At 64.8% G+C, this 22,630-nt stretch carries 24 protein-coding genes; 11 read left to right on the top strand and 13 right to left on the bottom strand.

The features are described from left to right. Positions 1-4 precede the first annotated feature (4 nt). Both BBF93_RS18870 and BBF93_RS18865 read right to left on the bottom strand, forming a co-directional pair. On the bottom strand, positions 5-2,821 hold the full coding sequence (locus BBF93_RS18870) for a helicase-related protein (protein WP_114106885.1): 2,817 nt from the start codon (positions 2,819-2,821) through the stop codon (positions 5-7). 36 nt (positions 2,822-2,857) lie between these two features. After that, positions 2,858-3,373 (bottom strand): pentapeptide repeat-containing protein, encoded by a 516-nt coding sequence (locus tag BBF93_RS18865; RefSeq protein WP_114106884.1) that lies wholly within the window; start codon positions 3,371-3,373, stop codon positions 2,858-2,860. A gap of 89 nt (positions 3,374-3,462) precedes the next feature. Between BBF93_RS18865 and BBF93_RS18860 the strand changes: the two genes are divergently transcribed. From BBF93_RS18860 to BBF93_RS19990, 5 genes are all read left to right on the top strand, one after another. Further along, positions 3,463-3,918, top strand: coding sequence for an SAM-dependent methyltransferase (locus tag BBF93_RS18860; RefSeq protein ID WP_035601175.1), 456 nt, complete (start codon positions 3,463-3,465; stop codon positions 3,916-3,918). Positions 3,919-4,031: 113 nt separating this feature from the next. Next, positions 4,032-6,335 (top strand): S8 family peptidase, encoded by a 2,304-nt coding sequence (locus tag BBF93_RS18855; protein ID WP_162786638.1) that lies wholly within the window; start codon positions 4,032-4,034, stop codon positions 6,333-6,335. Beyond that, on the top strand, positions 6,336-7,004 hold the full coding sequence (locus BBF93_RS18850; protein WP_114106882.1) for a hypothetical protein: 669 nt from the start codon (positions 6,336-6,338) through the stop codon (positions 7,002-7,004). After that, a complete protein-coding gene (locus BBF93_RS18845; RefSeq protein WP_114106881.1) occupies positions 7,001-7,663 on the top strand; it encodes a hypothetical protein in 663 nt (220 codons plus the stop codon). The genes BBF93_RS18850 and BBF93_RS18845 overlap by 4 nt, the downstream gene beginning before the upstream one ends. Further along, entirely contained in the window at positions 7,663-8,823 is a 1,161-nt protein-coding gene (locus BBF93_RS19990; protein WP_305037624.1) for a M23 family metallopeptidase, read from the top strand. The genes BBF93_RS18845 and BBF93_RS19990 overlap by 1 nt, the downstream gene beginning before the upstream one ends. Before the next feature lie 62 nt (positions 8,824-8,885). Here the strand turns inward: BBF93_RS19990 and BBF93_RS18835 are convergent, their stop codons facing one another. Both BBF93_RS18835 and BBF93_RS18830 read right to left on the bottom strand, forming a co-directional pair. Then, the gene (locus tag BBF93_RS18835; protein WP_035601180.1) at positions 8,886-9,230 is read right to left on the bottom strand and encodes a P-II family nitrogen regulator; all 345 of its coding nucleotides are present in this window, start codon (positions 9,228-9,230) and stop codon (positions 8,886-8,888) included. Positions 9,231-9,293: 63 nt separating this feature from the next. Continuing rightward, entirely contained in the window at positions 9,294-10,037 is a 744-nt protein-coding gene (locus BBF93_RS18830) for a class I SAM-dependent methyltransferase (protein WP_035601183.1), read from the bottom strand. A 56-nt stretch (positions 10,038-10,093) separates the two neighbouring features. Here BBF93_RS18830 and gloB point away from each other — a divergent pair, with 56 nt between their 5' ends. Continuing rightward, positions 10,094-10,864, top strand: a complete 771-nt coding sequence (gene gloB / locus BBF93_RS18825) for a hydroxyacylglutathione hydrolase (protein ID WP_035601185.1) — start codon at positions 10,094-10,096, stop codon at positions 10,862-10,864. Beyond that, on the top strand, positions 10,864-11,313 hold the full coding sequence (locus BBF93_RS18820) for a cupin domain-containing protein (protein ID WP_035601188.1): 450 nt from the start codon (positions 10,864-10,866) through the stop codon (positions 11,311-11,313). The genes gloB and BBF93_RS18820 overlap by 1 nt, the downstream gene beginning before the upstream one ends. A 112-nt stretch (positions 11,314-11,425) precedes the next feature. Here the strand turns inward: BBF93_RS18820 and phbB are convergent, their stop codons facing one another. Beyond that, entirely contained in the window at positions 11,426-12,151 is a 726-nt protein-coding gene (phbB, locus tag BBF93_RS18815; protein WP_035601191.1) for an acetoacetyl-CoA reductase, read from the bottom strand. 157 nt (positions 12,152-12,308) lie between these two features. Here phbB and phaR point away from each other — a divergent pair, with 157 nt between their 5' ends. After that, on the top strand, positions 12,309-12,908 hold the full coding sequence (phaR, locus tag BBF93_RS18810) for a polyhydroxyalkanoate synthesis repressor PhaR (protein ID WP_035601193.1): 600 nt from the start codon (positions 12,309-12,311) through the stop codon (positions 12,906-12,908). A gap of 22 nt (positions 12,909-12,930) precedes the next feature. On the opposite strand, the gene BBF93_RS18805 is transcribed toward phaR, so the two are convergent. Beyond that, on the bottom strand, positions 12,931-13,401 hold the full coding sequence (locus tag BBF93_RS18805) for a hypothetical protein (protein WP_114107159.1): 471 nt from the start codon (positions 13,399-13,401) through the stop codon (positions 12,931-12,933). A 219-nt stretch (positions 13,402-13,620) separates the two neighbouring features. Further along, entirely contained in the window at positions 13,621-14,004 is a 384-nt protein-coding gene (locus tag BBF93_RS18800; RefSeq protein ID WP_035601195.1) for a DUF983 domain-containing protein, read from the bottom strand. Positions 14,005-14,127: 123 nt separating this feature from the next. Between BBF93_RS18800 and BBF93_RS18795 the strand changes: the two genes are divergently transcribed. Beyond that, entirely contained in the window at positions 14,128-15,069 is a 942-nt protein-coding gene (locus BBF93_RS18795; protein ID WP_114106880.1) for a prephenate/arogenate dehydrogenase family protein, read from the top strand. A 4-nt stretch (positions 15,070-15,073) separates the two neighbouring features. Here BBF93_RS18795 and BBF93_RS18790 read toward each other — a convergent pair whose 3' ends face one another. Then, positions 15,074-15,646, bottom strand: coding sequence for an ActR/PrrA/RegA family redox response regulator transcription factor (locus tag BBF93_RS18790; protein ID WP_051612705.1), 573 nt, complete (start codon positions 15,644-15,646; stop codon positions 15,074-15,076). Positions 15,647-15,705: 59 nt separating this feature from the next. After that, positions 15,706-17,073, bottom strand: a complete 1,368-nt coding sequence (locus BBF93_RS18785) for an ActS/PrrB/RegB family redox-sensitive histidine kinase (protein WP_114106879.1) — start codon at positions 17,071-17,073, stop codon at positions 15,706-15,708. 61 nt (positions 17,074-17,134) lie between these two features. On the opposite strand from BBF93_RS18785, the gene BBF93_RS18780 reads away from it, so the two are divergent. Beyond that, the gene (locus tag BBF93_RS18780; protein ID WP_233349212.1) at positions 17,135-17,758 is read left to right on the top strand and encodes an SCO family protein; all 624 of its coding nucleotides are present in this window, start codon (positions 17,135-17,137) and stop codon (positions 17,756-17,758) included. Positions 17,759-17,765: 7 nt separating this feature from the next. On the opposite strand, the gene BBF93_RS18775 is transcribed toward BBF93_RS18780, so the two are convergent. Next, positions 17,766-18,512 carry a glycosyltransferase family 2 protein gene (locus tag BBF93_RS18775; RefSeq protein WP_114106877.1) on the bottom strand — a complete coding sequence of 249 codons (747 nt, stop codon included), beginning with the start codon at positions 18,510-18,512 and terminating at the stop codon, positions 17,766-17,768. Between the two features lie 161 nt (positions 18,513-18,673). Here BBF93_RS18775 and BBF93_RS18770 point away from each other — a divergent pair, with 161 nt between their 5' ends. Continuing rightward, positions 18,674-20,524, top strand: coding sequence for a glycosyltransferase family 39 protein (locus tag BBF93_RS18770; RefSeq protein ID WP_114106876.1), 1,851 nt, complete (start codon positions 18,674-18,676; stop codon positions 20,522-20,524). On the opposite strand, the gene BBF93_RS18765 is transcribed toward BBF93_RS18770, so the two are convergent. From BBF93_RS18765 to BBF93_RS18755, 3 genes are all read right to left on the bottom strand, one after another. Continuing rightward, positions 20,497-21,060 (bottom strand): HNH endonuclease, encoded by a 564-nt coding sequence (locus BBF93_RS18765; RefSeq protein WP_035601212.1) that lies wholly within the window; start codon positions 21,058-21,060, stop codon positions 20,497-20,499. The two genes, BBF93_RS18770 and BBF93_RS18765, sit on opposite strands and share 28 nt — an antisense overlap. Positions 21,061-21,215: 155 nt before the next feature. After that, positions 21,216-21,857, bottom strand: coding sequence for a DNA-3-methyladenine glycosylase (locus BBF93_RS18760; RefSeq protein WP_114106875.1), 642 nt, complete (start codon positions 21,855-21,857; stop codon positions 21,216-21,218). Then, entirely contained in the window at positions 21,854-22,594 is a 741-nt protein-coding gene (locus tag BBF93_RS18755) for a 1-acyl-sn-glycerol-3-phosphate acyltransferase (protein WP_114106874.1), read from the bottom strand. Before BBF93_RS18755 ends, BBF93_RS18760 begins: the two co-directional genes overlap by 4 nt. Positions 22,595-22,630 lie beyond the last annotated feature (36 nt).

Raw genomic sequence — 22,630 nt, 5'->3', positions numbered from 1 at the left:
CGCGCTACTGGAAAGGTTTGTAGACAAAGCTGCCTTCGCCCGCCGCTTCGGCAGGCTTGCCGCCATCGGTGCCCGGCTGGCGCGGCGGCTTCTGCTTCTGCGGCCGGGGAGGCTTTGGCGGCTTCGGCGGCGGCAGCAACGCAGCGAGCGCGGCAAACGGGCTGTCTGGATCGGCCACCTTGCGCTGGGGCGGGGCAGGGCGGTTGTCCTGGCGCCGGTCGTTGCGGGTGTCACCCCCACGCGGCGGGCGGCGGTCATCCCGGCCGCGGCCGCGGCCTTCGCCGCGCGGGCCTTTGCCCTGCGGGCGATCCGATTGCGGACGATCCCCCGGCGCGCCATCGCGCTTCGGGCGGTCCCCCTGCGGGCGTTCAGCGCGGGGCGGGCGGGCAGTCTGGCCTTCTTCCGGCCGCGTGCGGGCGCCATAGCGCCACAGCGTTACCGCGCCGGTTTCCTTATCCTTTTCGGCGGGCGCCAGGCCAAAGCCCTTCAGCACGCCCGGCCAGTCATCGGCTGGGCAGGAAACCATTGAGGCCATGTCGATGGCGATGGCGAAAGCGTTCTTGCCGGCTTCCTTGCGCCGCTTGGCAATCTCCCAGCCAAGGCGTTCGGCAAGGTCAGCGCGCACAGCGCGGCGGCCAAAGCGCAGATAACCGTTTGCGGCGAGCGCTTCTTCCGGCCAGGTGCCGTCCAGCGCGAACGATCCTGCGCCTTCCGGGGCCAGCGGATATTCCGTGCCCGAAGCAACCGCTTTCAGAATGGCAATCACGCGCTGGGCGGCCGGCTTCTGCGCGTCGGGTGCATGCACGGCCACGCGCCCTGCGCGGATGCCGGCGGCCTTCAGGGCTTCGCGCTGCTCCGGCGTGATGCGCGCCGGCGGATCGTCCGTTCGCAGATCAACCGCTGCGCCGCTTTCCAGGATGCGGAAGGCCAGGCCGCGCGCCATGCCTTCCAGGCCGGCGCCGGCTTCCCCGCTTGCCAGTTTCGCATGGGTGGGCAGCAGGCGGGCAATCTCGCTCTTCAGCCATTCTTCAACACGGGCCAGCGCCGGGGCGCGTTCGCTGGCCTCCACCTCAACCGCGCCGATCAGTTCGGCGCGCGGGGCAATCCAGCTGGCGCCCCTGGCAAGACGGGCAATGGCGGCGCCCTTGAATTCTATCTCCGCCCCTTCGGTCAGCTTGAAAGCGTCCGAAGGCGCGCCGGTGATCTCGGCAAGGCGCTGGCTCAGCATCGGGCGGATGGCGGCCAGGGCAGCGCCGCGCACCGCCTTTCCTTCCAGCGTCCGGGCATCCAGAACTGGCTCGAAGGTCAGGCCCTTCAGGCGGCCGACCAGATGGCCTTCAACGGTCACGTCGCCGTCGGGCGTCAGATTGGTCACGAGGGCATCTTCCTTCTTGAGGCTTGCGAGCAGCGCGGTGGTGCGCCGGTCGACAAAGCGGGCTGTCAGCGCTTCGTGTAGCGCGTCGGAGAGGGAGTCTTCAATCTCCCGCGTTTTCTGCTGCCAATAGCCTGGATTTTCCAGCCAGTCAGGGCGGTGGGCGGCATAAGTCCAGGTGCGGATGGCGGCAAGGCGCTGTTGCAGCTTGGCAATATCGCCGTTGGTGGAGGCCAGATCCTCCATCCGGCGCTCGAGCCCCGCATCGGAGAGGCGTGCGTCCGGGTCAGCCAGCGTATCGGCCAGGCCCAGAACGAGGCGCCCATGCCCCTCCGGGCCTGCTTTGCGGAAGTCTGGCAGGCGCGCCAGATCCCACAGCCGGCGCACCTTGCGGTCGCCCGTCACATTCGGCCCGATGCCGCCATCTTCGCTCATCCGCCGCAGCACCCATTCGTCCAGGGCGTGGGGATTGTGGATTAGGCGCGGATTGCCCGAAGGCTTCTCCAGGCTGCGGATGAGGTTCCTGAGACTTGAAAAATCGAGGGCCGAGTTGCGCCACTGGATGGCGTCCACCGGGTCAAACCGGTGGGCCTCTATCGCTTTCCATTCTTCCTCGGTGAAGGGCGGGCAGCTGCCGGTCTCGCCAAATTCGCCATCGGTGCGGAAACGCCCGGCGCGCCCGGCAATCTGGCCGCATTCGGCCAGAGTCAGGGCCCGGTGGCGCCGCCCGTCGAATTTGGAACGTGAGGCAAACACCACCCGGTCGACATTCAGGTTCAGCCCCATGCCGATGGCGTCTGTGGCAACGATATAGTCCACCTCGCCGGACTGGTAGAGCGCCACCTGCGCATTGCGGGTGCGGGGGCTGAGCGCGCCCATCACCACCGCCGCGCCGCCCTTCTGCCGGCGCAGCAGCTCGGCAATCGCGTACACTTCCTCGGCGCTGAAGCCGACAATGGCGGTGCGCTTGGGCAGCTTGGTGATCTTGGTATGGCCGGTATAGCGCAGCTCCGAGAAACGCTCGCGCGGCTCGGTCTCCACGCCCAGCTTCAGTTCGCGCAGCAGGCCGCGCATCGTGTCGGCGCCCAGCAGCAGGGTCTCGTGATTGCCGCGCATGTTGAGGATGCGGTCGGTGAACACATGTCCCCGGTCTTCATCCTCGGCCAGCTGGATTTCGTCGATGGCCAGAAAATCCGGGCGGATATCCACCGGCATCGATTCCACGGTGCAGATGAAATAGCGCGCCGTGGGCGGGCAGATGCGCTCCTCCCCGGTGATCAGCGCGGCATGGGGGTATCCCTTGGCGGCCACCACCCGGTCATACACCTCTCGCGCCAGCAGGCGCAGGGGCAGGCCGATCATGCCGGTCCCATAGCCCAGCATCCGCTCAATGGCGTAATGCGTCTTGCCGGTATTGGTGGGGCCCAGAATGGCCTTGAGTGTTGTCATGTGCGGGGAAGGGATGGGGGCGGGGGCCCGCCCGTGTCAAGCGCGCGGCATGTCAAAGCGGATCATGCCTTCCGCCTCGGGGCGGAAGCCGGGTGGCAGGCGAGTGGCCTCATCATAGAGCGCGCCGGCAAAACGGGCCTTGCTGATATCGCCCCAGAGGCAGGTCGCGCCGCACAGATTGGCGCCGGAAAGGTCGGCCTGCCAGAGATTGGCCCCGGTCATGTCCGCGTCGACAAGATTGGCATGCGCCAGCCGGGCGGCGCGCAGGTTGGCGCCTTTCAGCAGGGCGCCCCGCAGATGCGCATGGGTCATCGAGGCGTTCAGCAGCCTTGCATGGTTGAGGCAGGCTCCGGCCAGGTTGGCCCAGTCGAGCCGGGCGCCGCGCAGCTCGCAATTGTGAAACCGCGTGCCGGCAAAATCCTGCCCGCGCAGATCGGCGCCATGAAAGTCACGCCCTTCGATCAGAAGGCCGGCTCCAGCCACGGCTGCCCGCACGTCTCGTCCTGTCGCCAGAATGTCCATCAGTGACCCGTTTTGTCCCAGTCTGTCCATTTGAGGTTATTCGCGGGGCATTGAAAGACCCGCGATTGACATGCGTTTCGTTCCGGGCGGACAATCACGTTTTGGCAGGGAGAGACGCCATGATCACGCTCGAACCGGTCGGCTGGGTGCGGGGAGGGCGATCCGATCCCGTGGACGACAACTGGGACAGCGAACAGGCGGTGATCGAACTGGCGCCTGCCTTCCCCGAAGGCGCCCTGGCAGGGCTTGAAACCTTCAGCCACGCCGAAATCATCTTTTTCTTCAACCGCGTACCTGAATCGAAGATCGAAACCGGCGCGCGTCATCCGCGCGGCAATACAGCGTGGCCCCAGGTCGGCATCTTTGCCCAGCGCGGCAAGAACCGGCCAAACCGCTTGGGGCTCTGCACATGCCGGATCATCAGCCTGGCCGGGCGCTCTCTCCGCGTTCAGGGGCTGGACGCGATCGACGCCACACCCGTGCTCGATATTAAACCGGTCATGCGCGAATTCTTGCCCCGTGGCCCGGTTTCCCAGCCGGAATGGGCAACAGAACTGATGCAGGGTTACTGGTAGGGCGACCTTCGGGAATTGCGGATTGGACAGCCCGCCTCGGGCGTCATAATCTCAACACAGCGTTAACCTATGGAGCTGGGGCGTTCATTGGCAACCGCATGGGGATATCCGGTATGTTGAAACACTACACAGCGAGGACTGCGCGCGCTGCAATCGCGATGGCTCTCGGTGGCGCGGCGCTGCTGGCGGCGTGTGACCAGATCGATACCCGCATTGAGCGGGCACGGGAGATTGCGGACGCTTCGGTGGACCAGATCAATGGCGAAACCGTCATCGACCCCACCTATCGCAATCTTGAGCGCGCAGCCCCGGCAGACCGGGCCCTTGCAGGCACCGTGATTGCGCAATTTGCCGTAGACGATGAAGAGCGCCCGATGTTCGCCATCGGCTCGATCATTGCCAAGCCGCTCGATATTCCGGCTTCCGGGCCCGTCGAAATTCCCGACGACGCCGCCATGATCGAAGAAGAACTCGAATATTTCGACAGCCCGGAAGGGGAGGCGATGCTGGAAGCAGGAGAGCCCCCTGCCGCCGCGCCCGCTCCGCCCGCCGCCGAAGCGCCTGTCACTCGCGAGATTCTCGCCGAACCTGCCCAGGTGATGCCCAGGATCAAGCTGGATCCGCGCGCGGCCCAGGAAAGCCGTCAGGAAATCGCCGAAGCGGGCCGCAACATCGAGCAGTTTGCCCTCAAGGACGACACCCAGCGCCTGCAGATGCGCCGCCTGTCGCAGGACGATCTCAAGGCCATGGCGCCGGAGGAGCGTGTGGAAGTGCGCAAGATTGCCCGCCGCGCGCCGGTCGCCCGTGAAGTTGTCCAGAAACAGCTCGACGCCAACGCGGTCATGCTCGACACGATGACCAGATATGGCGTCGGCGGCGAGGTGGCGCTGTCGCGGCAGGGGCAGATGGTCATCCAGATCGGGGCGGATGGCGCCAATCCGACCCAGTTCCGCGGCCGCAATGGCCCCGCCGATTTCCTGGCCCGCGCGGAAGCTGCTGAGTGTCCGGACAATCCGGATGCGGCGGTTATCCGCGAAGACCTCGCCGTGGCCACCGCCTGCGTGGTGCGGGATCTGCGCGCCTCGGGCCAGTTCGAATATGTCGAGCCTGACTTCATCTTCCAGAACCAGTTTGCCCGCAAACCGAAGGACATGCCCGCCGGAACGCCAGGGGAAACCAAGACGGGCTCAAACGGCTCCACCGCAACGCCGGTAAAACCGGCGGTCTCCGATCCGAATGATCCGCTCTGGGCCCTGCAATGGCATTTCCGCGACAAGGGAACGGCAGAGGGCCGCACCGCCGGTGGCGCCGGCTTCGAGAGCTTCTGGAAAAGTCAGGGCATCACCGGCTCGGACGGCATTGTTGTCGCGGTCGTGGATACCGGCCTGCAGATGAACCATCCCGACATTGCCGGTTCGCCCAACATCATGCCGGGTTATGACATGGTCTCCGATCCGCGCATGGGCAATGACGGGGATGGACGCGACACAGACCCCAATGATCCGGGCGACCTTTGCGACCCCACCAAACCCGGCGCCGCTGACAGCTTCCATGGCACGCACGTCGCCGGCACCATCGGCGCGGCAGCAACCAATAACGGAGCCGGCGTCGCGGGCGGCGCGTGGGACGTGCGCATCGTACCGGTGCGCGCGCTGGGTAAGTGCGGCGGCCGCCTGTCGGATATCAACGACGCCATCCGCTGGGCCGCTGGCCTGGTTCCGGCCGAAGTTTCTGACGAAAACAATGTCTGGACCGAAGTCTGGAACGAAAACCCGGCAGACATCATCAACCTGTCGATCGGCCTTCTGGGCACCTGCCCGGCCTCGCTGCAGGATGCGATCGACTCCGTCACCGAGGCCGGTGTGATCGTTGTTTCTGCGGCCGGCAATGCGCGGATGGCCACCAGCCTTTATGCGCCGGCCGGCTGCCGGAATGTCGTGACGGTTGCAGCCAGCGATGCACGGGGCCAGATCGCGCCCTATTCGAATTTCGGGCCTGAAGTGATGGTGCTCGCCCCGGGCGGTGACCTGACGCGGGACGATAATGGCGACGGCAAGCCTGACGGCGTGCTCTCCACCAAGGCGGCCACCAACTGCTACGATCCGGTCACCGGCGCAGGCGTTGAAAACTGCTTTTACGCCTATGAGCAGGGCACCAGCATGGCGGCGCCGCATGTCTCGGCCGCTCTGGCGCTTCTCAAGGCGCGGGATCCTGGCGCCAGCCGGGAGGATATCATCAGCACGCTGAGAGCGGCGCTGGATCCGCGCGAAAGTCTGCAATGTGCGGGCCTCTGCAGCCAGTATCCCGGTGCCACGCCGATTGAAGGCAGTCCGGACATGTGCGCGCGCCCCTGCGGGCAGGGGCTGCTGAACATGGCCAATGTACCGGTCAAGGCGACAGGTGGGGGTGGCCGCTAGATGGCGTGGTCACTTCCTCTGGATGTGCGCGGTCCGCTCGGTGTGCTCGGCATCGGTCTTCTGGCCGGTGCTGCCGGCCTCGCGATTGTCGGCGTGCGTACGGGAGAGGAAACCGGCAATGGGGCAGGCGCCGCGGGGCCTGCTGCTGCTGTTGACGGGCAGGCCCTGTCAGAGGATGACCCGCCCGGCCCGCTGCCCCCGGCCCTCGATCCGCCGCCGGGACGCCCCGCCTTGATCATAGATCCAGAACCTGCGCCTCTGCCGCCGGACGAACCTGAGGAAGAGGCCGTCCCGCTCGTTCCGCAGGTCACCATCCAGCAGCAAGGCAGTGGCAGCGGCGTTCTCCCCGCCCGCGCCGGCACGGCGGAGGTCGTCTTCATCGTCCGCCTCAAGGGCGTGCCGGAGGTCGACACCATCACCCGCAATTTCAAGCGGGATCCCGCCGCCGCCCAGGCCGCCTGGCTGGAACTGACGACCCGCATCCCGCTGCTGGCGGAGTTCGAGCTTTCCGGCGCCAGCTATTCCGGCGAGCTCCGCCTCTCGCGGCGCCTGGCCGAGGCGACGCCCGAGGCCATCAAGCAGGTGCAGGAACGCCTCCTCGCCATTGAGGGCGTGGCCTATGCCGATCCAGATTATGTCGCCCACCCCGGCCAGAAGGACAAACCATGAGCCTCCGCCTCCAGATCATTTCCCTCATGCTGGCTGCCAGCGCCGTGCTTGCCGGCTGCGACCAGATCCGTCTTCCGGGCGCCAGCGGCAATACCGGCGCAGAGCCCAAGGCCGGTGAAGAAATTCTTCCTCCGGGAACGGAAGAAGACCAGACGCCCGGCGAGGTCGAATTGCCCGTCCGCCCGGAATCAACCGCGGCCGACAGTGCCATTGACTGGGAAGCGGCCCGCCGGGATCTCGCCGCCCGCCCGATCGAAACGCGGGAAGGGGCCTTCCAGGTTGCTTCCGGGGAGGCTGCCCCGCCCGTGCCGGTTTTCCTGCCATCGGCGCCGGTCTCGGTACAGAGCGGGGAAGCCGATGTCCGCTTCCAGCCGATGAGCGATGGCTATTACGCGTTCTTTCCTGGCGACAAGTACGACATCATCGTCAACGGCACCAACAAGGTGGTCGCCGCTCCGGGGGAGGAGGTTGCCCCGCGCGGGGACGCGCTGAATTTCCAGCCCACCACCACCGGCGCGCAGGTGTCCTTCTCGAGGTATGGCGCAGACTATCTGGTAGAGTTTGAATGCAAGGAGCTGACGAATGGCCTGCCCACCTGCATCACGCAGGATGAGGCGCTGGCCTTTGCAACGGATCTGGTGATTTCGGGGACCCGCTGATGCTGAAAGCACGTTTATCTGCCGCCGGATTATCGGCGCTCTTGTTGCTGCTGGGGGCGTGCGATTTTGTGCGCTTCCCCGGGGATGGCGGCCCGCCGCCGCAAACGCCTGAGCCTGGCCCGGCCATTCCGCCGGGCGCGCCGGGCCCCCCGCCGCCCGAGCCTGGCGAAGACCCCTGGGCGCTTCCCCCGCTGGAGGAAGACACCACACCGGAGCCTGAGCCGGCTGATGGCACGGCGCCGGAGGAGGCAGAGCCCAATCCGGAAATGCCCGCAGACGGAACACCTGGCGAGGAAACCCCCTCCGGTGAAACGCCGCCGGATGATCAACAGACGCCCGGCCCCGCAGATCCCGCAACGCCCGATCCGGAACCTGAGCCCCAGCCCCAGCCGGAGCCAGAGCCCGAACCTGAGCCTCAACCCGTGGTCCAGCCGGTGTTCAGCTTCCATCCCCCCGGCGCGCTGCTGGCGGGCACGGGTGGCGGCTTCCCTGAACAGATCGTGCATGCGCCGAACATGGTCTTCCCGATCAAGTCGGCCCCGGCCTATCTCCAGTCACAGGTCTTCATGTATGGCGGCGGCGTTGCGGGCGGAGACCAGTGCGACGCGCGCAACTACGCCTATCCCTGGCGGGACAATTTCTGCGAAACCCGCTCGGCCAATCGCGGCTCGCCCTTCTGCCCGGTGAACAAGATCCATCAGGGACAGGACATTCGCGTCGGCACGGCGGCAGATTGCAACACCCTGCGCCGCCAGAGCGCAGCGGCGCGCGGCATTCACGAAGTGGTCGCTGTCGAGGATGGCGTCATTTCCTCCATCGGTACGTACACGGTCAAACTCCGCAGCGAGGGCAGCATCTACAACTACATGCACCTCAATATGAGCCGCCTCTCCGTCACGGCCGGCCAGTTCGTCAAGGCGGGTGATCTGATCGGTTATGTCTCGAATGATTTCGGCGGCACGCCCACCACCATCCACCTGCATTTCGAGATCACCCAGAACACCGCCGGCAATGGCTGGGTGCATGTACCGCCCTATCTCTCGCTGGTGAAGGCGTATGAACGCCGCGAGAGTGGCCCCGGTGAGCAGCTTGAGCCAGAAATCGGCGTTGCCTCTGCCCCCGACTGGATCATCCCCGAGGGCTACGAAATCATCGAATAGAACGAAGAAGGGCGGCTGATGAGGCCGCCCTTTTCAAATCTGCCATCTGTTGGAGGTGGGCCTCAGCCCGAAATCGCCTGCTCGTCGCGTTCGCCGGTGCGGATGCGCAGGATCGCTTCCAGGTCATGGACGAAGATTTTTCCGTCGCCGATCGTGCCGGTATTGGCCGCCTGCGTGATCGCTTCGATGAAGCGCTCCACATCGGCGTCGGCGCAGGCCAGTTCCACTTTCACCTTGGGCAGCAGGCGCACTTCATATTCGGCGCCGCGATAAACTTCCGTCTTGCCCTGCTGGCGGCCATAGCCGCGCACTTCGGTCACGGTCAGGCCGGTGGCGCCGGCTTCGGAAATCGCCTCGATAACCGCGTCCAGACGGCTCGGTTTGAAGACTGCAGTGATCTGTTTCATGGCGGTATTCCTGTCTGACGGGCGGATGCTGCACATGCGAAGGTAATCAACATGACGGTCTCGTCAATGTTCTTCACGCCTTGCCGCACGGGCAGGGCGCGCAATTCTCACCTGATCGGTCACCGGCGCGGCGGTACCGCTGCGCGGCGGGGCATAGAGGCGCTTGACCGCTTCGATCAGAACCACCCCGCCCATGCCCGGCGCGATCAGCCGGCCCATCGCTTCCCAACCCTCAGCGGCGGAGGTCACAAGGCCAAGATCGGTCGGCGGCATGTAGAGCGCCCCGGAAGAGGCCGTCACCTGAAACAGGCCGGTGGACAGCAGATTGGACAGCTGGCTGCGTGTCCAGGGGCGGCCATGGCCAAAGGGCGTGCGCGTGGCGCGCGACCAGAGGCCGGAGCGGTTGGCCGCCGTCAGCACGATGCGGCCTTCCGGCGCCGTCACGCGCCATATCTCGCGCAGATAGGCGCGCGGATCGCCGGTTTCTTCCAGGCCATGCAGGATGATCACGCGGTCAAACAGCCCGTCGGGGAAGGGCAGGCGCGGATCGCCCACCGCCACGGTGGCGTTCCCCCGGCCCGAACAGTCCCAGCTGACAGGCCCATGTTCCAGCGGCACGGCGGCAATCATCCGGCGCGGCCCGTGGGTGAAGGCATCCAGCACCGGCAGCGCATAGCCAAGCCCCAGAACAGACAGGCCCTTGGCGTCGCCCCACAGATCGGTCAGCTTGCCCGTCAGAATGCGCGCGGCCGCCTTGCCCAGGTCGGAGGCGTAAAAGCGTTCAAGGGTGACGGCGTCCTGTCGCATCGTTATGGCTTGCAGCGCGTTCCTGTAATCGCGGGCCTGTTTGCGGAGGTAGACCCATGAGTGTTCTGATCGAAATACACCAGTTTCCCTGCCTGAACGATAATTACGGTTATCTGGTGCACGAACCCGGCTCAGGCGCCACCATCGCGATTGATACACCCGATGCGGACGTATACCTCGCCGAAGCCGAAAAGATGGGCTGGCAGATCAGCGAGATCTGGAACACCCATTGGCATCCCGATCATGCCGGCGGCAACCTCAAGATCAAGGAAGTCACCGGCTGCCGCATCATCGGTCCGGCGGGCGAAGCTGACAAGATACCGGGCATCGACAAGCGCCTGAAGGGCGGCGACCGCGTGGAACTGGGGGCTGCAACGGCTACCGTCATCGATGTGCCGGGCCACACGCTGGGCCATATCGCCTTCCATTTCCCCGATCAGGACGTGGCCTTCGTGGGCGATGCTGTCTTCGCCCTCGGCTGCGGCCGGGTGTTTGAAGGCACGATGGAGATGATGTGGGAAAGCCTGAAGCGCATCAAGAAACTGCCGAAAAAGACGCGGCTCTACTGCGCCCATGAATACACGGCCTCGAACGCGAAATTCGCGGTCACGATCGAGCCGGAAAACAAGGCGCTGAAAGAATATGTCGCCTGGATCGAGAAGCGCCGCGCCGAAGGCAAGCCGACTGTGCCCGCGCTGCTGGAGCGGGAGCTGGAGACAAATCCCTTCCTGCGGGCCGACCTTCCCGAAATGCAGCTTGCCATGGGCCATGCCGGCAATGCGGCGGCCACTTTCGGTGAGATCCGCGGGCGCAAGGATCGCTTCTGATGCGGCCCGCCATCTCCGGCGATCTTGGCCCGAACGAAATCATCCGGATGCTCGGCCTTCGGCCTCATCCGGAAGGGGGCCATTACGGCGAAACCTATCGCGCTGTGGCGGAAGCGGGCGCCCGAACTAATTTGACAGCCATCTACTATCTTCTCCAGGCTGACGAGATTTCGGCCTGGCACCGGGTGGACGCAGATGAGGCCTGGCTCTGGCATGCCGGTGGCCCGCTCGCCCTCACCCTCTCTCCGCCAGACGGGAAGGGCGCCGCCAGCGTCACCCTCGGGCCGGACCTGCGCGCGGGTCAGCGCCCTCAGGCCATTGTTCCGGCTGGGCACTGGCAGACCGCCGAGACGCTTGGCGCCTGGACGCTGGTGTCCTGCCTCGTCGCGCCGGGGTTTGAATTTTCCGGCTTCACGATGGCCCCGCCGGGCTGGCGGCCAGACGTCTGAAGGCGGGCCTTCAGACGCAAAAAACTCCAACGGCGTTGGAGTTTTCTGCCCTCTTGTTGGAGGAATGGTTGGAGTTTTCGGAGGGCTTATCCACGGGATAAGCCCTGCCCTGTCAGCCGGCGATATATTGCGCGCCATTGACCGTCATGGTCGCCCCGTTGATGAAGGCGGCCTCGTCGGAGGCAAGGTAGGCGCACATCGAGGCGATCTCTTCGGCCTTGCCGAGACGGCCCACGGGGATGGTTGCGATGATCCCCTGCAGCACTTCGGGCTTCACTGCCTGCAGCATCTCGGTATCGATATAGCCGGGCGCTACTACGTTGGCCGTAATGCCTTTTTTGGCGCCTTCATAGGCCAGCGCCTTGGTAAAGCCGATCAGGCCGGCCTTGGCGGCAGAATAGTTGGCCTGCGTGAACTGCCCTTTCTGGCCGTTGATCGAGGAGATGTTGATCACCCGGCCCCAATTGCGGTCGCGCATCCCGTCCCACACCTGCCGGGTTACGTTGAAGGCGGAGGTCAGGTCTACATTGATCACTTCCTGCCACTGGGCCAGCGTCATCTTGTGGAACGGCGCGTCCCGCGTGATCCCGGCATTGTTGACCAGCACGTCAACCGGCCCGAGATCGGCTTCAATCGCCTTCAGCCCGGCGCCTACGGCCTCATAGTCGGCCACGTCGAACTTGTAGACCTTGATGCCCGCTTCGCGGGAAAATTCGGCCGCCGCCGCGTCATTGCCGCCATAATTTGCGGCCACCGTATATCCCTTGGCCTTCAGCATTTCGCTGATTGCCTTGCCGATGCCGCGCGTCCCGCCGGTCACCAGAGCCGTTTTCGCCATGGTCTTGTCTCCTCCCGATTGTCTCGTTCAGATTACACTCGCCTAGAAGCGGGTCTCACATCAATAGCGCATTGGTCTTGCGAGGGTTCTGTGCAAATATTTTGCACTAGCACAATAATTGCTTGCTCCATTGCAGGGCATCGCGCGAGGTGAGGACATGGCCAGACAATCAGGCTCAGGCGGGCCGATCATCATAAAGAAGTATGCCAACCGGCGTCTCTATGACACGTCGACATCTTCCTATGTCACTTTGGAACACCTGTCTGATCTTGTCCGGGAAGGTCAGGAATTCGAAGTACGCGATGCCAAGACCGGCGAAGACCTGACCCGCCAGGTGCTGACGCAGATCATTTTCGAGCATGAAACCAAGGGGCAGGGTGCCCTGCCGCTGAATTTCCTGCGCCAGCTGATCGGCTTTTACGGCGGCGGCGCGCAGGCCTATCTGCCGTCTTTCCTGGAAATGTCGATGAACAGCTTTGCCCAGGCCCAGAAAGAATGGCGCAAGGCGGCCAACCCGATGAGCCTTTTCGAGGCTCAGACGCGCCGCAACATGGCGATGTTTGAGCAGGCGATGAAAATGTTCATGCCCGGCGTTGCGCCCGGCAGCGCAGCAACCGGCGCCGCAGATCCGCGCCCGTCTGCCGCGCAGCCGCCCGCCAACCCGTTCATGGAATATCAGGCCGAAGCCCTTGCTGCGATGCAGGAGCAGATGGAAGCCATCCAGAAGCAGCTGGCCGACCTGTCCCGCAAGGAATAAGGCCGGCCTGCCAAAGCTCGCCTCAGACGTCGCCTGCCACGCCGAAGTCCCGGCGTGCCGAGACGATGGTGACGATCACGCCTGCCAGAACATCCAGCAACGTCATCGCCGTCAGGATAAAGAAGGTTGAGGTGGCGAAGTTCGGCATCAGCAGGAACTGCACCAGGCAGAGGATGAAGATCAGCAGCGAGATGCCATGATTGACGATCGTGGCAGTGCCGGTGCTGGTGGATTTCAGGATTTCCAGGAACAGGAAGATCACGGCGAGGAGGACAATCGCGTCCCCCTTGGTCAGCACCCATTCCACGCCGGAAATCATCGGCAGGCCCAGGAAGCGCTCGTTCAGCAGATTGGCCATCGGCGCGGCCTGCGCCTGAAGCAGCTGGCCGCTGGCATCGACCGCCTGAACCGGGCCCCCGAAAGCCATCGCCATGAGATTGTAGAGCACGACGGGAATGACCAGCAGCGGAAAGATGCCGAAGATTAGTCGCATGAATGACCCCTGTTTTTGAGTTTCGCCATTGCCTGCGCGGCGTTTCTGGTCGCGCTCCATCTTGGCAACGGCCGCCCCCGCTAATGCGATTCTCGTGTCCTTAGAGGCCTTGCCTGCCACGTCCACCCTCGCAATGACGATTGCGTTTACCAACCCTGTCTACCGTATCGCAGCGGGGGTGGCGAGGGGCTTTGAGAGGCCGCCCTCAAAGCGGCAGCTTCAGGGATTTCTGGGTGGCTTGTCGAAGCTCGCTTCCTGGGCCTTGTGGTGCAGCTGCAGATTGAGCAACACGCCTTTCGCTACCGGAAGCAGCCAGAGGCAGAGCAGGGTCACCGCAACGCCGACGCCGATCATCGCCAGGATCTTGAGGCCCACCGGCAGCGGGCTCATCGGCACCAGGAACAGGAACGGGGCCATCAGGATCAGCACCCCGAAGCCGACGAAGAAGGCCGGGCCGTCCGCCGTGTCGGCAGCCGTCATGTCTCTCCCGCAATGCGGGCAGGCGTCATTGAGCTTCAGATAGCCCTTGAACAGCTTGCCCTCGCCGCAGGCGCCGCAGCGTTGGCGAATTCCGGAGAGGATGGGGGTCTGTTTGTGTTCCATGCCCGGTATTTAGGCATGCGATCTTGCGAAAGCCCCGTGACAAACGCCCGCGCCTCCTCTTGACGCGGGCAGGCGCATTGCCCACGAGTGCGCCGGTTTCAACGCCCTCCGGGAGCTTCCTTCATGTCAGACCCTGTCTTCAGCCGCATCGCCATCATCGGTGTGGGCCTCATCGGCTCCTCGATTGCGCGGGCCGCGGCTGAATATCGCGCGGCAGGGGAGGTGGTCCTTTATGATGCAAGCCCCGATGTCCGCGCCCGTGCCGGCGCGCTCGGCCTCGGCACCGTAGCGCCGACGCTGGAGGCGGCCGTCTCGGACGCGGATTGCGTCATCGTCTGCGTTCCCGTGGGCGCAATTGGTGCTGTGGCCGCCGGGGCCGTGCCCTGCATGAGGTATGGCGCCATTCTTACCGATGTCGGCTCGGTCAAGAGTGAGGCGGCCCGCGCGCTGCACGGGGCTGGCGATGGCCGCATCCATGTCATTCCCGGACACCCGATTGCTGGCACCGAGCAATCGGGACCGGAAGCCGGCTTCCCAACGCTGTTTCGCGGGGCCTGGCATATCCTGACGCCGCTTTCCGGCCAGGATGAAGCCTACCAGACCGCCACCGATCAGCTGGCCGCCTTCTGGACACGGCTCGGCGCAAAGGTGGAGGCGATGGACGCCGGCCGGCATGACCGCGTTCTGGCAATCACCTCCCACCTGCCTCACCTGATCGCCTTCAACATCGTCACCACCGCCTTTGACCTTGAATCGGTCGAGCAGGGCGAGGTGGTGAAATATTCGGCCGGCGGCTTCCGGGACTTTACCCGGATCGCCGCGTCAGATCCGGTGATGTGGCGGGACGTATTCCTCAACAACAAGGAAGCCGTGCTCGAATGCCTCGGGCGCTTTTCCGAGGATCTCGCCGCCCTGCAGCGGGCGATCCGCTGGGACGATGGGGATACGCTGATCCGCGAATTCACGCGCGCGCGCTCCATCCGCAAGGCGATCATCGACGCAGGCCAGGATTCCAGCGCGGTGAACTTCGGGCGGAATACGCCAGAGCCGGAAGAGCAGGCCTAGGCGCCTATTTCGGCGCGCGCTTGGCCAGGATGCGCTGCAGCGTGCGGCGGTGCATGTTGAGGCGGCGCGCGGTTTCCGAAACGTTGTGGTTACACAGCTCATAGACCCGCTGGATATGCTCCCAGCGCACGCGGTCTGCCGACATCGGGTTCTCGGGCGGCGCCGGGCGCTCGTCCTGCGTTGCGGTCAGCGAGCGGATAATGTCTTCCACATCGGCGGGCTTGGAGAGGTAATCGACCGCGCCGGCCTTCACCGCGGCCACGGCGGTAGCGATGGCGCCATAGCCGGTGAGGATCACGGCGCGCGCTTCCGGACGGTGCTTCTGCAGCACTTCCACCACTTCCAGGCCGCTGCCATCTTCCAGGCGCAGGTCCAGAACCGCGAAGGCAGGCGGGTTCAGGCGGGCAATGTCCTTGCCTTCCGACACGTTGGTGACGGCGGAAACGACAAAGCCGCGCTGGGCCAGCGCGCGGGCAAGGCGCTGCACAAACGGGCCGTCATCGTCCATCACAAGGCAGGATTTATCCTCCACGCCTTCCAGGCTCGGATGCAGGTTCACAACAGCGGGGCGTTCCATGCGCTCTCTCCTTCAGGCGGTCTTGCCGCGGGTAAGCGAATATATGGCGGAAAAGTCAACTATTCCAATCCACGCGGCAGCAGCGCGCTGAGCGGCCAGACGGCCTGAACGATGGCGCCTGTGGCCGGCGGTGACCTGTTTCGGGACGCAATTCGCCCGCCCGTGCGCTCGATCAGCGTTTTTGCGATGAAAAAGCCAAGGCCCATGTCCCCGCCGCCGAGGCGGGCTTCGGATCGTTCGGAAATATACGGCTCCCCCAGTTTCGGCAGCACTTCGGGCGAGAATCCGGGGCCGTCATCGGTGATGGTGATCACCACCTGATCGGCCGTCCAGCTGGCGGTCGCGTCGACGCGGGTGGCAGCAAAGCTCACCGCGTTCTCGATGAAGGCACCCAGCGCATGGAGAATTTCCGGGCTGCGGGCGAGGATTGGCGGTTTTTCCGCGCCGCCTTCGCCCGGCACCGCGCGCACCACAAGCGCCACGCCGAGGCCCTTCATCGGCGCGGCGGCTTCTTCCACCAGCGCGTCCAGCGGCATCCGGGCGTGAACAATGTCGGTCGCGTCGCGTGCCTCGCGGATGGCCGAGAGGATCGAGCGGCAGCGGTCGGCCTGTTCGGCGATCAGGCGGAAATCTTCGGCGTGCGGATCATCCGGGCTCGCCTGCTGCACCAGTTCCTTGGCGACCAGGTGGATGGTGGCGAGCGGCGTGCCCAGTTCATGCGCCGTCATCGCCGACATTGCGCCCAGCGCCGAGAGTTTCTGCTCCCGCGCCATCACAACGCTGGCCGCGTCAAGCGCGCGTACAAGGCGGGCCTCATCCTGACTGACGCGCGCGGCCGACAGGGTGAAGAATACCACGCCCACGGCAAGCGCCGTGAACTGGCCCCATTGGAAGAGGATCGGCAGATGCGTGCCGCCGCTGACTTCCCAGGGAAGGGGCAGGCTGAGGAAGGGCATCAGCGCCGCGAGACCCAGCGCCAGGACGGCAATGGCACTCGCCCGGAAGCGCCCGAGGCTGAGTGCGGCAACCGTGACCGGTGCCAGCATCAGCAGCAGGAAGGGGTTGGAGAGCCCGCCGGTCGCCGCGATCAGCGCCGCCAGCTGCACCGTGTCGAAGCCCAGCTGCAGCACCGCTTCCCAGCTATGGGTCAGGCGCTGGGACTGGAAGGCGAAGGAGAGGAACACGTTGAGCCAGGCAGACGCCGCAATGATGGCCAGGCACAGCGCCAGCGGAACATCGAAGCCGAGGATGAAGGCCACGAACAGAACAGCAGCGGTCTGCCCCGCCACCGCCAGCCAGCGCAGCGTGATGAAGGTGCGCAGCCGCGTCCGTCCGAGGGCTGACTGCGCCGAGCCGAGCCCTTCAGGTGCCAGCGTGAAGATCGCGTCTTCGAAGCCCAGTCTCGAATCTCGGGAGAAATCATCCATGCCGATCTTATGCGGCAGCCTGTCTCTTGCGCCAAGCGCCGGAATGGGGGCCTATCGCCGAATGCGAACCTCATTTGCCTTTGCCCTTCCGGCCCTGTTTCTGCTTGCCGCCTGCGGCGCTTCGGACGCGCCTGCGTCCGGGGGCGGTATTGCCAGCTCCGGCGGCATGAAATCGGGCTGCGCCAGCCGCGCCTATAGCGAAATCGGCGGGCCGATCTCGCTGATCGACCAGACCGGCGCGCGCGTGACAGAGGATAATTACAAGGGCAAGCCGACCGTTGTGTATTTCGGCTTCACCTATTGCCCGGATGTCTGCCCGGCCGCGCTTTCCACGCTGGGCGCGGCCTATCGCCGTCTGCCGGAAGGGGAAACTGCGCCGCAGACGCTGCTGATCACGGTCGATCCGGACCGCGACATGCCGGAGGCCCTCGCCACCTATGTGACCACGCCGGCCTTTCCGCCGGGCCTTGTCGGCCTGACGGGCTCAGCGGCGGAAATCCGCGCGGCGGCCGATCATTTCAAGGCGGACTATGCCCGGATCGAGCAGCCCGAAAGCCTCGCCGAATACACGATGGACCACACCAACCTCATCTATGTGATGGATGAGGACTGGAAGCTGAAGACTTTCTTCACGCATGAGGACACGCCCGAGACGATCTCGGCCTGCCTGGCGGAGCTTTTCTAGGGCCGGATCAGATTTCGTCCGCGCCGCCGGGATTGCGGCGGCGGCGGATCAGCCACATCACGCCGCGCAGGTCTGACAGGGCATCCTTCAGGCGGCCGAAATTGGTGTAGTTCGACCGGCCCGTGCCGCGCGGGCGGTGGTTCACTTCCCGGAATTCCACCAGATGGCCATCTGAACGCATCAGCGCGGGCATGTAGCGGTGCATGTGATCGAAATAGGGGAGCTGCAGGAACGTCGCCCGCTCCATCACCTTGATGCCGCAGCCACTGTCGTCGCAGTCATCCTTCAGCATCCGTTTGCGGATATTGTTGGCAAACCGGCTGCCGAAGCGTTTCCAGGCGGTGTCTTTCCGGCTGCCCCGGCGGCCCATCACCATTTTCAGGCCATGGGGCGCGTCGGCGCGGGTCAGCTGGCGGTAGAGGTCAGGCAGGTCGGCCGGGTCGTTCTGGCCGTCGCCGTCCAGCGTGCCCACCACAGGTCCGCGCGCAGCCAGAATCCCGGAACGGATCGCCCGGCTCTGCCCAGCATTCTTCCGGTGGCCCAGCACGCGCAGCATGGGGAAACGGCTCTTGAGCGCGGCCAATTCAGCGCGGGTTTCATCGGTGGAGGCGTCGTCCACGAAGATCATCTCGAAGGCGCGGCCATCCAGCGCCCGGGCGATTTCGGTGGCGAGCTGCTCGACATTGCCGGCTTCATTGTGAACGGGCACGACAACGGAAAATTCAAGCGAGTCGGCCACGGGCAGTCCATTCATTCAATTCAGCTAATTTGCGCACATAACCCCGGCAGGGGCCAAAATCGAGTGCCGGATGGCATGGGGGCCGCCGCTGGCCCGCATTTCCGGGCGGGTGTGTCCAAAATGCCTGCCGCCAATTCTGCAAGACGAACGGGAAATCCAGCGCTATTACCCTGCCCATGACACTGCTTGACCGTCTCTCGACAGGCTGGAAAGCCTGGGTTCTTCTCTTCGTGATCACCTTTGGCGCCGCTGCGCCGGGCGTTTTCCTGCTGCCCGCGCTCGACCGGGACGAAAGCCGCTTTGCGCAGGCCTCCAAGGAGATGCTGGAGGAGGACAATTACATCCTCATCCAGTATCAGGACGAGCTGCGCAACAAGAAGCCGGCCGGCATCCACTGGCTGCAGGCGGCCTCCACCGCGATCTTCACCGGGCCGGAAGCCAACGAGATCTGGACCTACCGGGTGCCGAGCTGGCTGGGCGCAGCCTTTGGCACCATCGCCTGTTTCTGGGCGGGTATCCCCCTCATCGGGCGGCGGGCAAGCTTTCTCGGCTCGGCCCTTTTCGGGGCCACCCTGCTGCTGACGTCTGAAGCGCATATTTCGAAGACGGACGGCATGCTCGTCTTCCTCACCACGCTGGGCATCGGCGCGCTGGTGCGCCTCTATGTCGAGAAGTCCCAATCCAAGGCCATGGCGCTGCTCTTCTGGGTCACGATGGGCGCAGGCTTCCTCATCAAGGGGCCGGTGACGCCGATGGTGGCCGCCTATGCCGGTGTTGGCGTCTGGCTGTGGGACCGGCTGAAGACCGGGCGGGGCGGAGACTGGTGGCGCGTGCTGCTCTGGTGGCCGGGGCCGGTGGTCTTCGTCGCGCTGGTTCTGCCCTGGCTGATCTGGATACAGATGGCCACCGACGGTCTCTATGTGCAGGGCGCAGTCGGCAAGGATCTGAAAGACAAGTTCGTCGGCGCATCTGAAGGCCATGGCGGCCCGCCCGGCTATCACCTGGCGCACATTCCGGCCTGGTTCTATCCGGCAAGCCTGTTGCTGATCCCGGCGATTGTCGCCACCCGGCGCGCATTGCGAGGCGAGACGCTGACGGCGCTGGGCCATGGCACGGCGGGCCTCAAATTCCTGCTCGCCTGGGGCGTGCCGACCTGGATCTTCTTCGAGCTGCTGCCAACCAAGCTCAGCCACTACATTCTGCCCGCCTATCCGGCCTTTGGTCTGCTGTGTGGTTACGCCGCCGTGCAGATGATGGACGGGATGAAGATGCCACTGGCGCGCGGGCTGGGCATGGTAACCTTTGCGCTGGGGGCGATCCTCCTGCTGGCGGTCTCCTATCCCGGCGTGACGAGCTATTTCATGGCTGAGACGGCAGGGGACTTCACCACTGTCTCGAAAGAGGAGGTGCTCGCTTCCTGGACGGATTATCGCGACTTCCCGCTCTGGCTCTGGGCTGCTGGCTTTGCGCTGGCGGGGCTGGCCCTGGTGGAATCGGCGCGTCTGCGCATGGGCGCGGCGATCACCATGGCCGTCCTCTCAAGCGTCGCCATCGGCTGGCATGTGCGCATCTTCATGCTGCCGAGCCAGATCTGGGTGCAGCCGAGCGAGACGGCCCGGCTGGCGCTGGAGGATGTGTGCGGGGTTCCGGGCGAGGATGCTGGCTGCGCCGTGAAGACGCCGGCGCGCATTCTGGCGCTTGGCTATGCCGAGCCTTCCTATGTGCTCTCGCTGGGCACGCAGAACCTCCACCCGCCGCAGACGCCGCTTGATCTGCCAACGGACGAGGCGGCCTATCCGGTGGTCTATCTTCTGAATTTCGAGGACCGGAAGGCAGAGCCTCCGATCCTGGAAGAAGCCGCCCATCTGCGCGCGCAGGCCGAAACGCTGGGCCTCTGCCTCACCGAAGGTCCGCCGCATTACGCGCTCAACTATTCAAATGGCGATCCGGTGCATTTCCGCGCCTGGCGGTTTGACTGGGGTGGGTGTCCGGTGGCCGATCAGCCTTCCAGTTCCACGTCCCAGTAGAGATAGTCCATCCAGGTGTCGTGCAGATAGTTCGGCGGGAATTTCCGGCCGATGTCCTGAAGCTGGAAATTGTTCGGCCGGAACGGGCGGTGCTGAAGGTCCAGCCCGCTATCGCGCAGCAGCTTGCCGCCCTTGGCAAGATTGCAGGGGCTGCAGGCGGTGACGATATTATCCCAGGTCGTGCGTCCGCCTCTGGATCGGGGGATGACGTGATCGAAGGTCAGATTGTCATGCGCGCCGCAATAGGCGCATTTGAAGCCATCGCGCAGGAACACGTTGAACCGCGTGAAGGCGGGCGCGCGGTCCTGGCGTACAAAATCGCGCAGGGCGATGACCGAGGGCAGGCGCATTTCCCGGCTGGGGCTGCGCACCACATAGTCATACTCGGCAATGATATCGACGCGGTCGAGGAACACCGCCTTGATCACTTCCTGCCACGGCCAGAGAGACAGCGGATAATAGGAAAGCGGCCTGAAATCAGCGTTCAGGACGAGAGCGGGACGGCCAGTCGGCGGGGTGGTGATGATTTCAGCCATGGTTCCCTCCGGTGTGGCCCTGATGGGCATGATCCTGTCTGATCCTGCTGAAGACGCGTGCTCCTTGCGGCTTTATTCGCCATCCGTTTAGGCGATTCCCATAATAAGATTATGACAGCAGAGGCCGAACGCAAGGCCTTGTGAACTGCGCCGGTTCAGGCGGAAGGGGCCGCGTCGCGCGCCCGCTCGGCATTCAGCCACCCCCAAAGCAGGTGCGCGGCCACCCCGCGATGGGGCCGCCAGATTTCCGCATGTTGGGTGAAAATCTTTGATTCCATGCGGGTTTCGTATCCGCCCAGCTGTTTGTGCGCCTCCATCAGGCCAACATCCGCAATCGGGAAAGCGTCCATTGCGCCGACGGCGTAGAGCAGGAACAATTCTGCCGTCCATGGGCCGATGCCGCGCACCGAAACCAGCTCGGCGCGGGCCGAATCAAGGTCAGCGGCGCAGACACGGGCGAGGTTCAGCTCTCCGGTCACCATCGCCTGCGCAATTGAGGTGAGGTGGGCGACTTTCGGGCGCGAGAGGCCGCAGGCGCGCAGGTCTTCCTCCGAGGCGGCCAACATGGCCTCAGGCGTCACCTCGCCGAGGAAGGCCTCGACCCGGCCCCAGATGGTGGCGGCGGCCTTGGTGGAGAGCTGCTGGTGGGCGATCATCCGGCCGAGCATGCCGTATCCGGGCTCGCTGGTGCGCCAGGCGGGAACGCCCAGGCTCTCATAGGCGCGGGCAAGGGCGGGATCTGCCCCGGCGAGGCGCTCGCAGGCTGTTTTCAGCCGGCGGCGGCTCGGCGCGGTCATCCCAGCTTTTCCTTCTGCACAGCCGCGCCTTCCTCAAGCAGACGATTGGAGGCTGTCTCCAGATCGCTCTCAAGACGCGGCATCAAGGCCTTGCGGTCAAGACCCGCCGCGATGGGGGGCAGGATTTCGTAGATGATCTTTCCCGGTTTGCGCCGTGTGCCGCGCGCCGGCCAGCAGAGGCCCGCATTGGTCGCCACCGGCACGATGGGCAGGTCCAGCGCCTTGTTGAGGGCGGAAATGCCTGCTGGCTGATAGGAAGGTTCGGAATAGGGGGCGGTGCGGGTGCCTTCCGGGAAGATCACCACGGCCCGCCCCTTTTCGACGCGCTCTCTGGCCTCGGCGACAATGGCCTTCAGCGTCTTGGAGGTGCCAGCCCGGTCGATTGGGATCATCTTTGTTTTCAGGGCGTACCAGCCGAGGAAGGGATAGAACAGCAGTTCCCGCTTCAGGACGATGGCGGGATCGGACGTGACAATGAAGGGAATGAAGATGTCCAGCATGCAGTGATGCTTGCCGGCATAGATGAAGGGCCCTTGCGGGATGTGCTCGCGGCCGCGGATCTCGGTGTCGATATTGCAGATCAGCTTGAGGCCCACCCGGATGATCTGGGCGTAGAGGCGGATGGCGCGCTGCGTCACGATCCGCGGCAGCAGAATGGCCGGCAGATAGAGGATGCCGCAGATGGCCATCCAGCCATAGAGCCAGGCCACGAACAGGTAGGATCGAAGTGCCATCATATCCGCGCTGTAGCGGCGTTCCGCCTGCCCGTCACT

The organism is Hyphomonas sp. CACIAM 19H1 (genome assembly GCF_003325995.1).
Classification (GTDB): domain Bacteria; phylum Pseudomonadota; class Alphaproteobacteria; order Caulobacterales; family Hyphomonadaceae; genus Hyphomonas; species Hyphomonas polymorpha.
This window is presented reverse-complemented; position numbering and strand designations above follow the sequence as displayed.

Excerpts from the sequence above, each read along its gene's own strand:
- BBF93_RS18870 (WP_114106885.1), bottom strand. The coding sequence starts at position 2,821 with ATGACAACACTCAAGGCCATTCTGGGCCCCACCAATACCGGCAAGACG.
- BBF93_RS18865 (WP_114106884.1), bottom strand. The coding sequence starts at position 3,373 with ATGGACAGACTGGGACAAAACGGGTCACTGATGGACATTCTGGCGACA.
- BBF93_RS18860 (WP_035601175.1), top strand. The coding sequence starts at position 3,463 with ATGATCACGCTCGAACCGGTCGGCTGGGTGCGGGGAGGGCGATCCGAT.
- BBF93_RS18855 (WP_162786638.1), top strand. The coding sequence starts at position 4,032 with ATGTTGAAACACTACACAGCGAGGACTGCGCGCGCTGCAATCGCGATG.
- BBF93_RS18850 (WP_114106882.1), top strand. The coding sequence starts at position 6,336 with ATGGCGTGGTCACTTCCTCTGGATGTGCGCGGTCCGCTCGGTGTGCTC.
- BBF93_RS18845 (WP_114106881.1), top strand. The coding sequence starts at position 7,001 with ATGAGCCTCCGCCTCCAGATCATTTCCCTCATGCTGGCTGCCAGCGCC.
- BBF93_RS19990 (WP_305037624.1), top strand. The coding sequence starts at position 7,663 with ATGCTGAAAGCACGTTTATCTGCCGCCGGATTATCGGCGCTCTTGTTG.
- BBF93_RS18835 (WP_035601180.1), bottom strand. The coding sequence starts at position 9,230 with ATGAAACAGATCACTGCAGTCTTCAAACCGAGCCGTCTGGACGCGGTT.
- BBF93_RS18830 (WP_035601183.1), bottom strand. The coding sequence starts at position 10,037 with ATGCGACAGGACGCCGTCACCCTTGAACGCTTTTACGCCTCCGACCTG.
- gloB (WP_035601185.1), top strand. The coding sequence starts at position 10,094 with ATGAGTGTTCTGATCGAAATACACCAGTTTCCCTGCCTGAACGATAAT.
- BBF93_RS18820 (WP_035601188.1), top strand. The coding sequence starts at position 10,864 with ATGCGGCCCGCCATCTCCGGCGATCTTGGCCCGAACGAAATCATCCGG.
- phbB (WP_035601191.1), bottom strand. The coding sequence starts at position 12,151 with ATGGCGAAAACGGCTCTGGTGACCGGCGGGACGCGCGGCATCGGCAAG.
- phaR (WP_035601193.1), top strand. The coding sequence starts at position 12,309 with ATGGCCAGACAATCAGGCTCAGGCGGGCCGATCATCATAAAGAAGTAT.
- BBF93_RS18805 (WP_114107159.1), bottom strand. The coding sequence starts at position 13,401 with ATGCGACTAATCTTCGGCATCTTTCCGCTGCTGGTCATTCCCGTCGTG.
- BBF93_RS18800 (WP_035601195.1), bottom strand. The coding sequence starts at position 14,004 with ATGGAACACAAACAGACCCCCATCCTCTCCGGAATTCGCCAACGCTGC.
- BBF93_RS18795 (WP_114106880.1), top strand. The coding sequence starts at position 14,128 with ATGTCAGACCCTGTCTTCAGCCGCATCGCCATCATCGGTGTGGGCCTC.
- BBF93_RS18790 (WP_051612705.1), bottom strand. The coding sequence starts at position 15,646 with ATGGAACGCCCCGCTGTTGTGAACCTGCATCCGAGCCTGGAAGGCGTG.
- BBF93_RS18785 (WP_114106879.1), bottom strand. The coding sequence starts at position 17,073 with ATGGATGATTTCTCCCGAGATTCGAGACTGGGCTTCGAAGACGCGATC.
- BBF93_RS18780 (WP_233349212.1), top strand. The coding sequence starts at position 17,135 with ATGCGAACCTCATTTGCCTTTGCCCTTCCGGCCCTGTTTCTGCTTGCC.
- BBF93_RS18775 (WP_114106877.1), bottom strand. The coding sequence starts at position 18,512 with ATGAATGGACTGCCCGTGGCCGACTCGCTTGAATTTTCCGTTGTCGTG.
- BBF93_RS18770 (WP_114106876.1), top strand. The coding sequence starts at position 18,674 with ATGACACTGCTTGACCGTCTCTCGACAGGCTGGAAAGCCTGGGTTCTT.
- BBF93_RS18765 (WP_035601212.1), bottom strand. The coding sequence starts at position 21,060 with ATGGCTGAAATCATCACCACCCCGCCGACTGGCCGTCCCGCTCTCGTC.
- BBF93_RS18760 (WP_114106875.1), bottom strand. The coding sequence starts at position 21,857 with ATGACCGCGCCGAGCCGCCGCCGGCTGAAAACAGCCTGCGAGCGCCTC.
- BBF93_RS18755 (WP_114106874.1), bottom strand. The coding sequence starts at position 22,594 with ATGATGGCACTTCGATCCTACCTGTTCGTGGCCTGGCTCTATGGCTGG.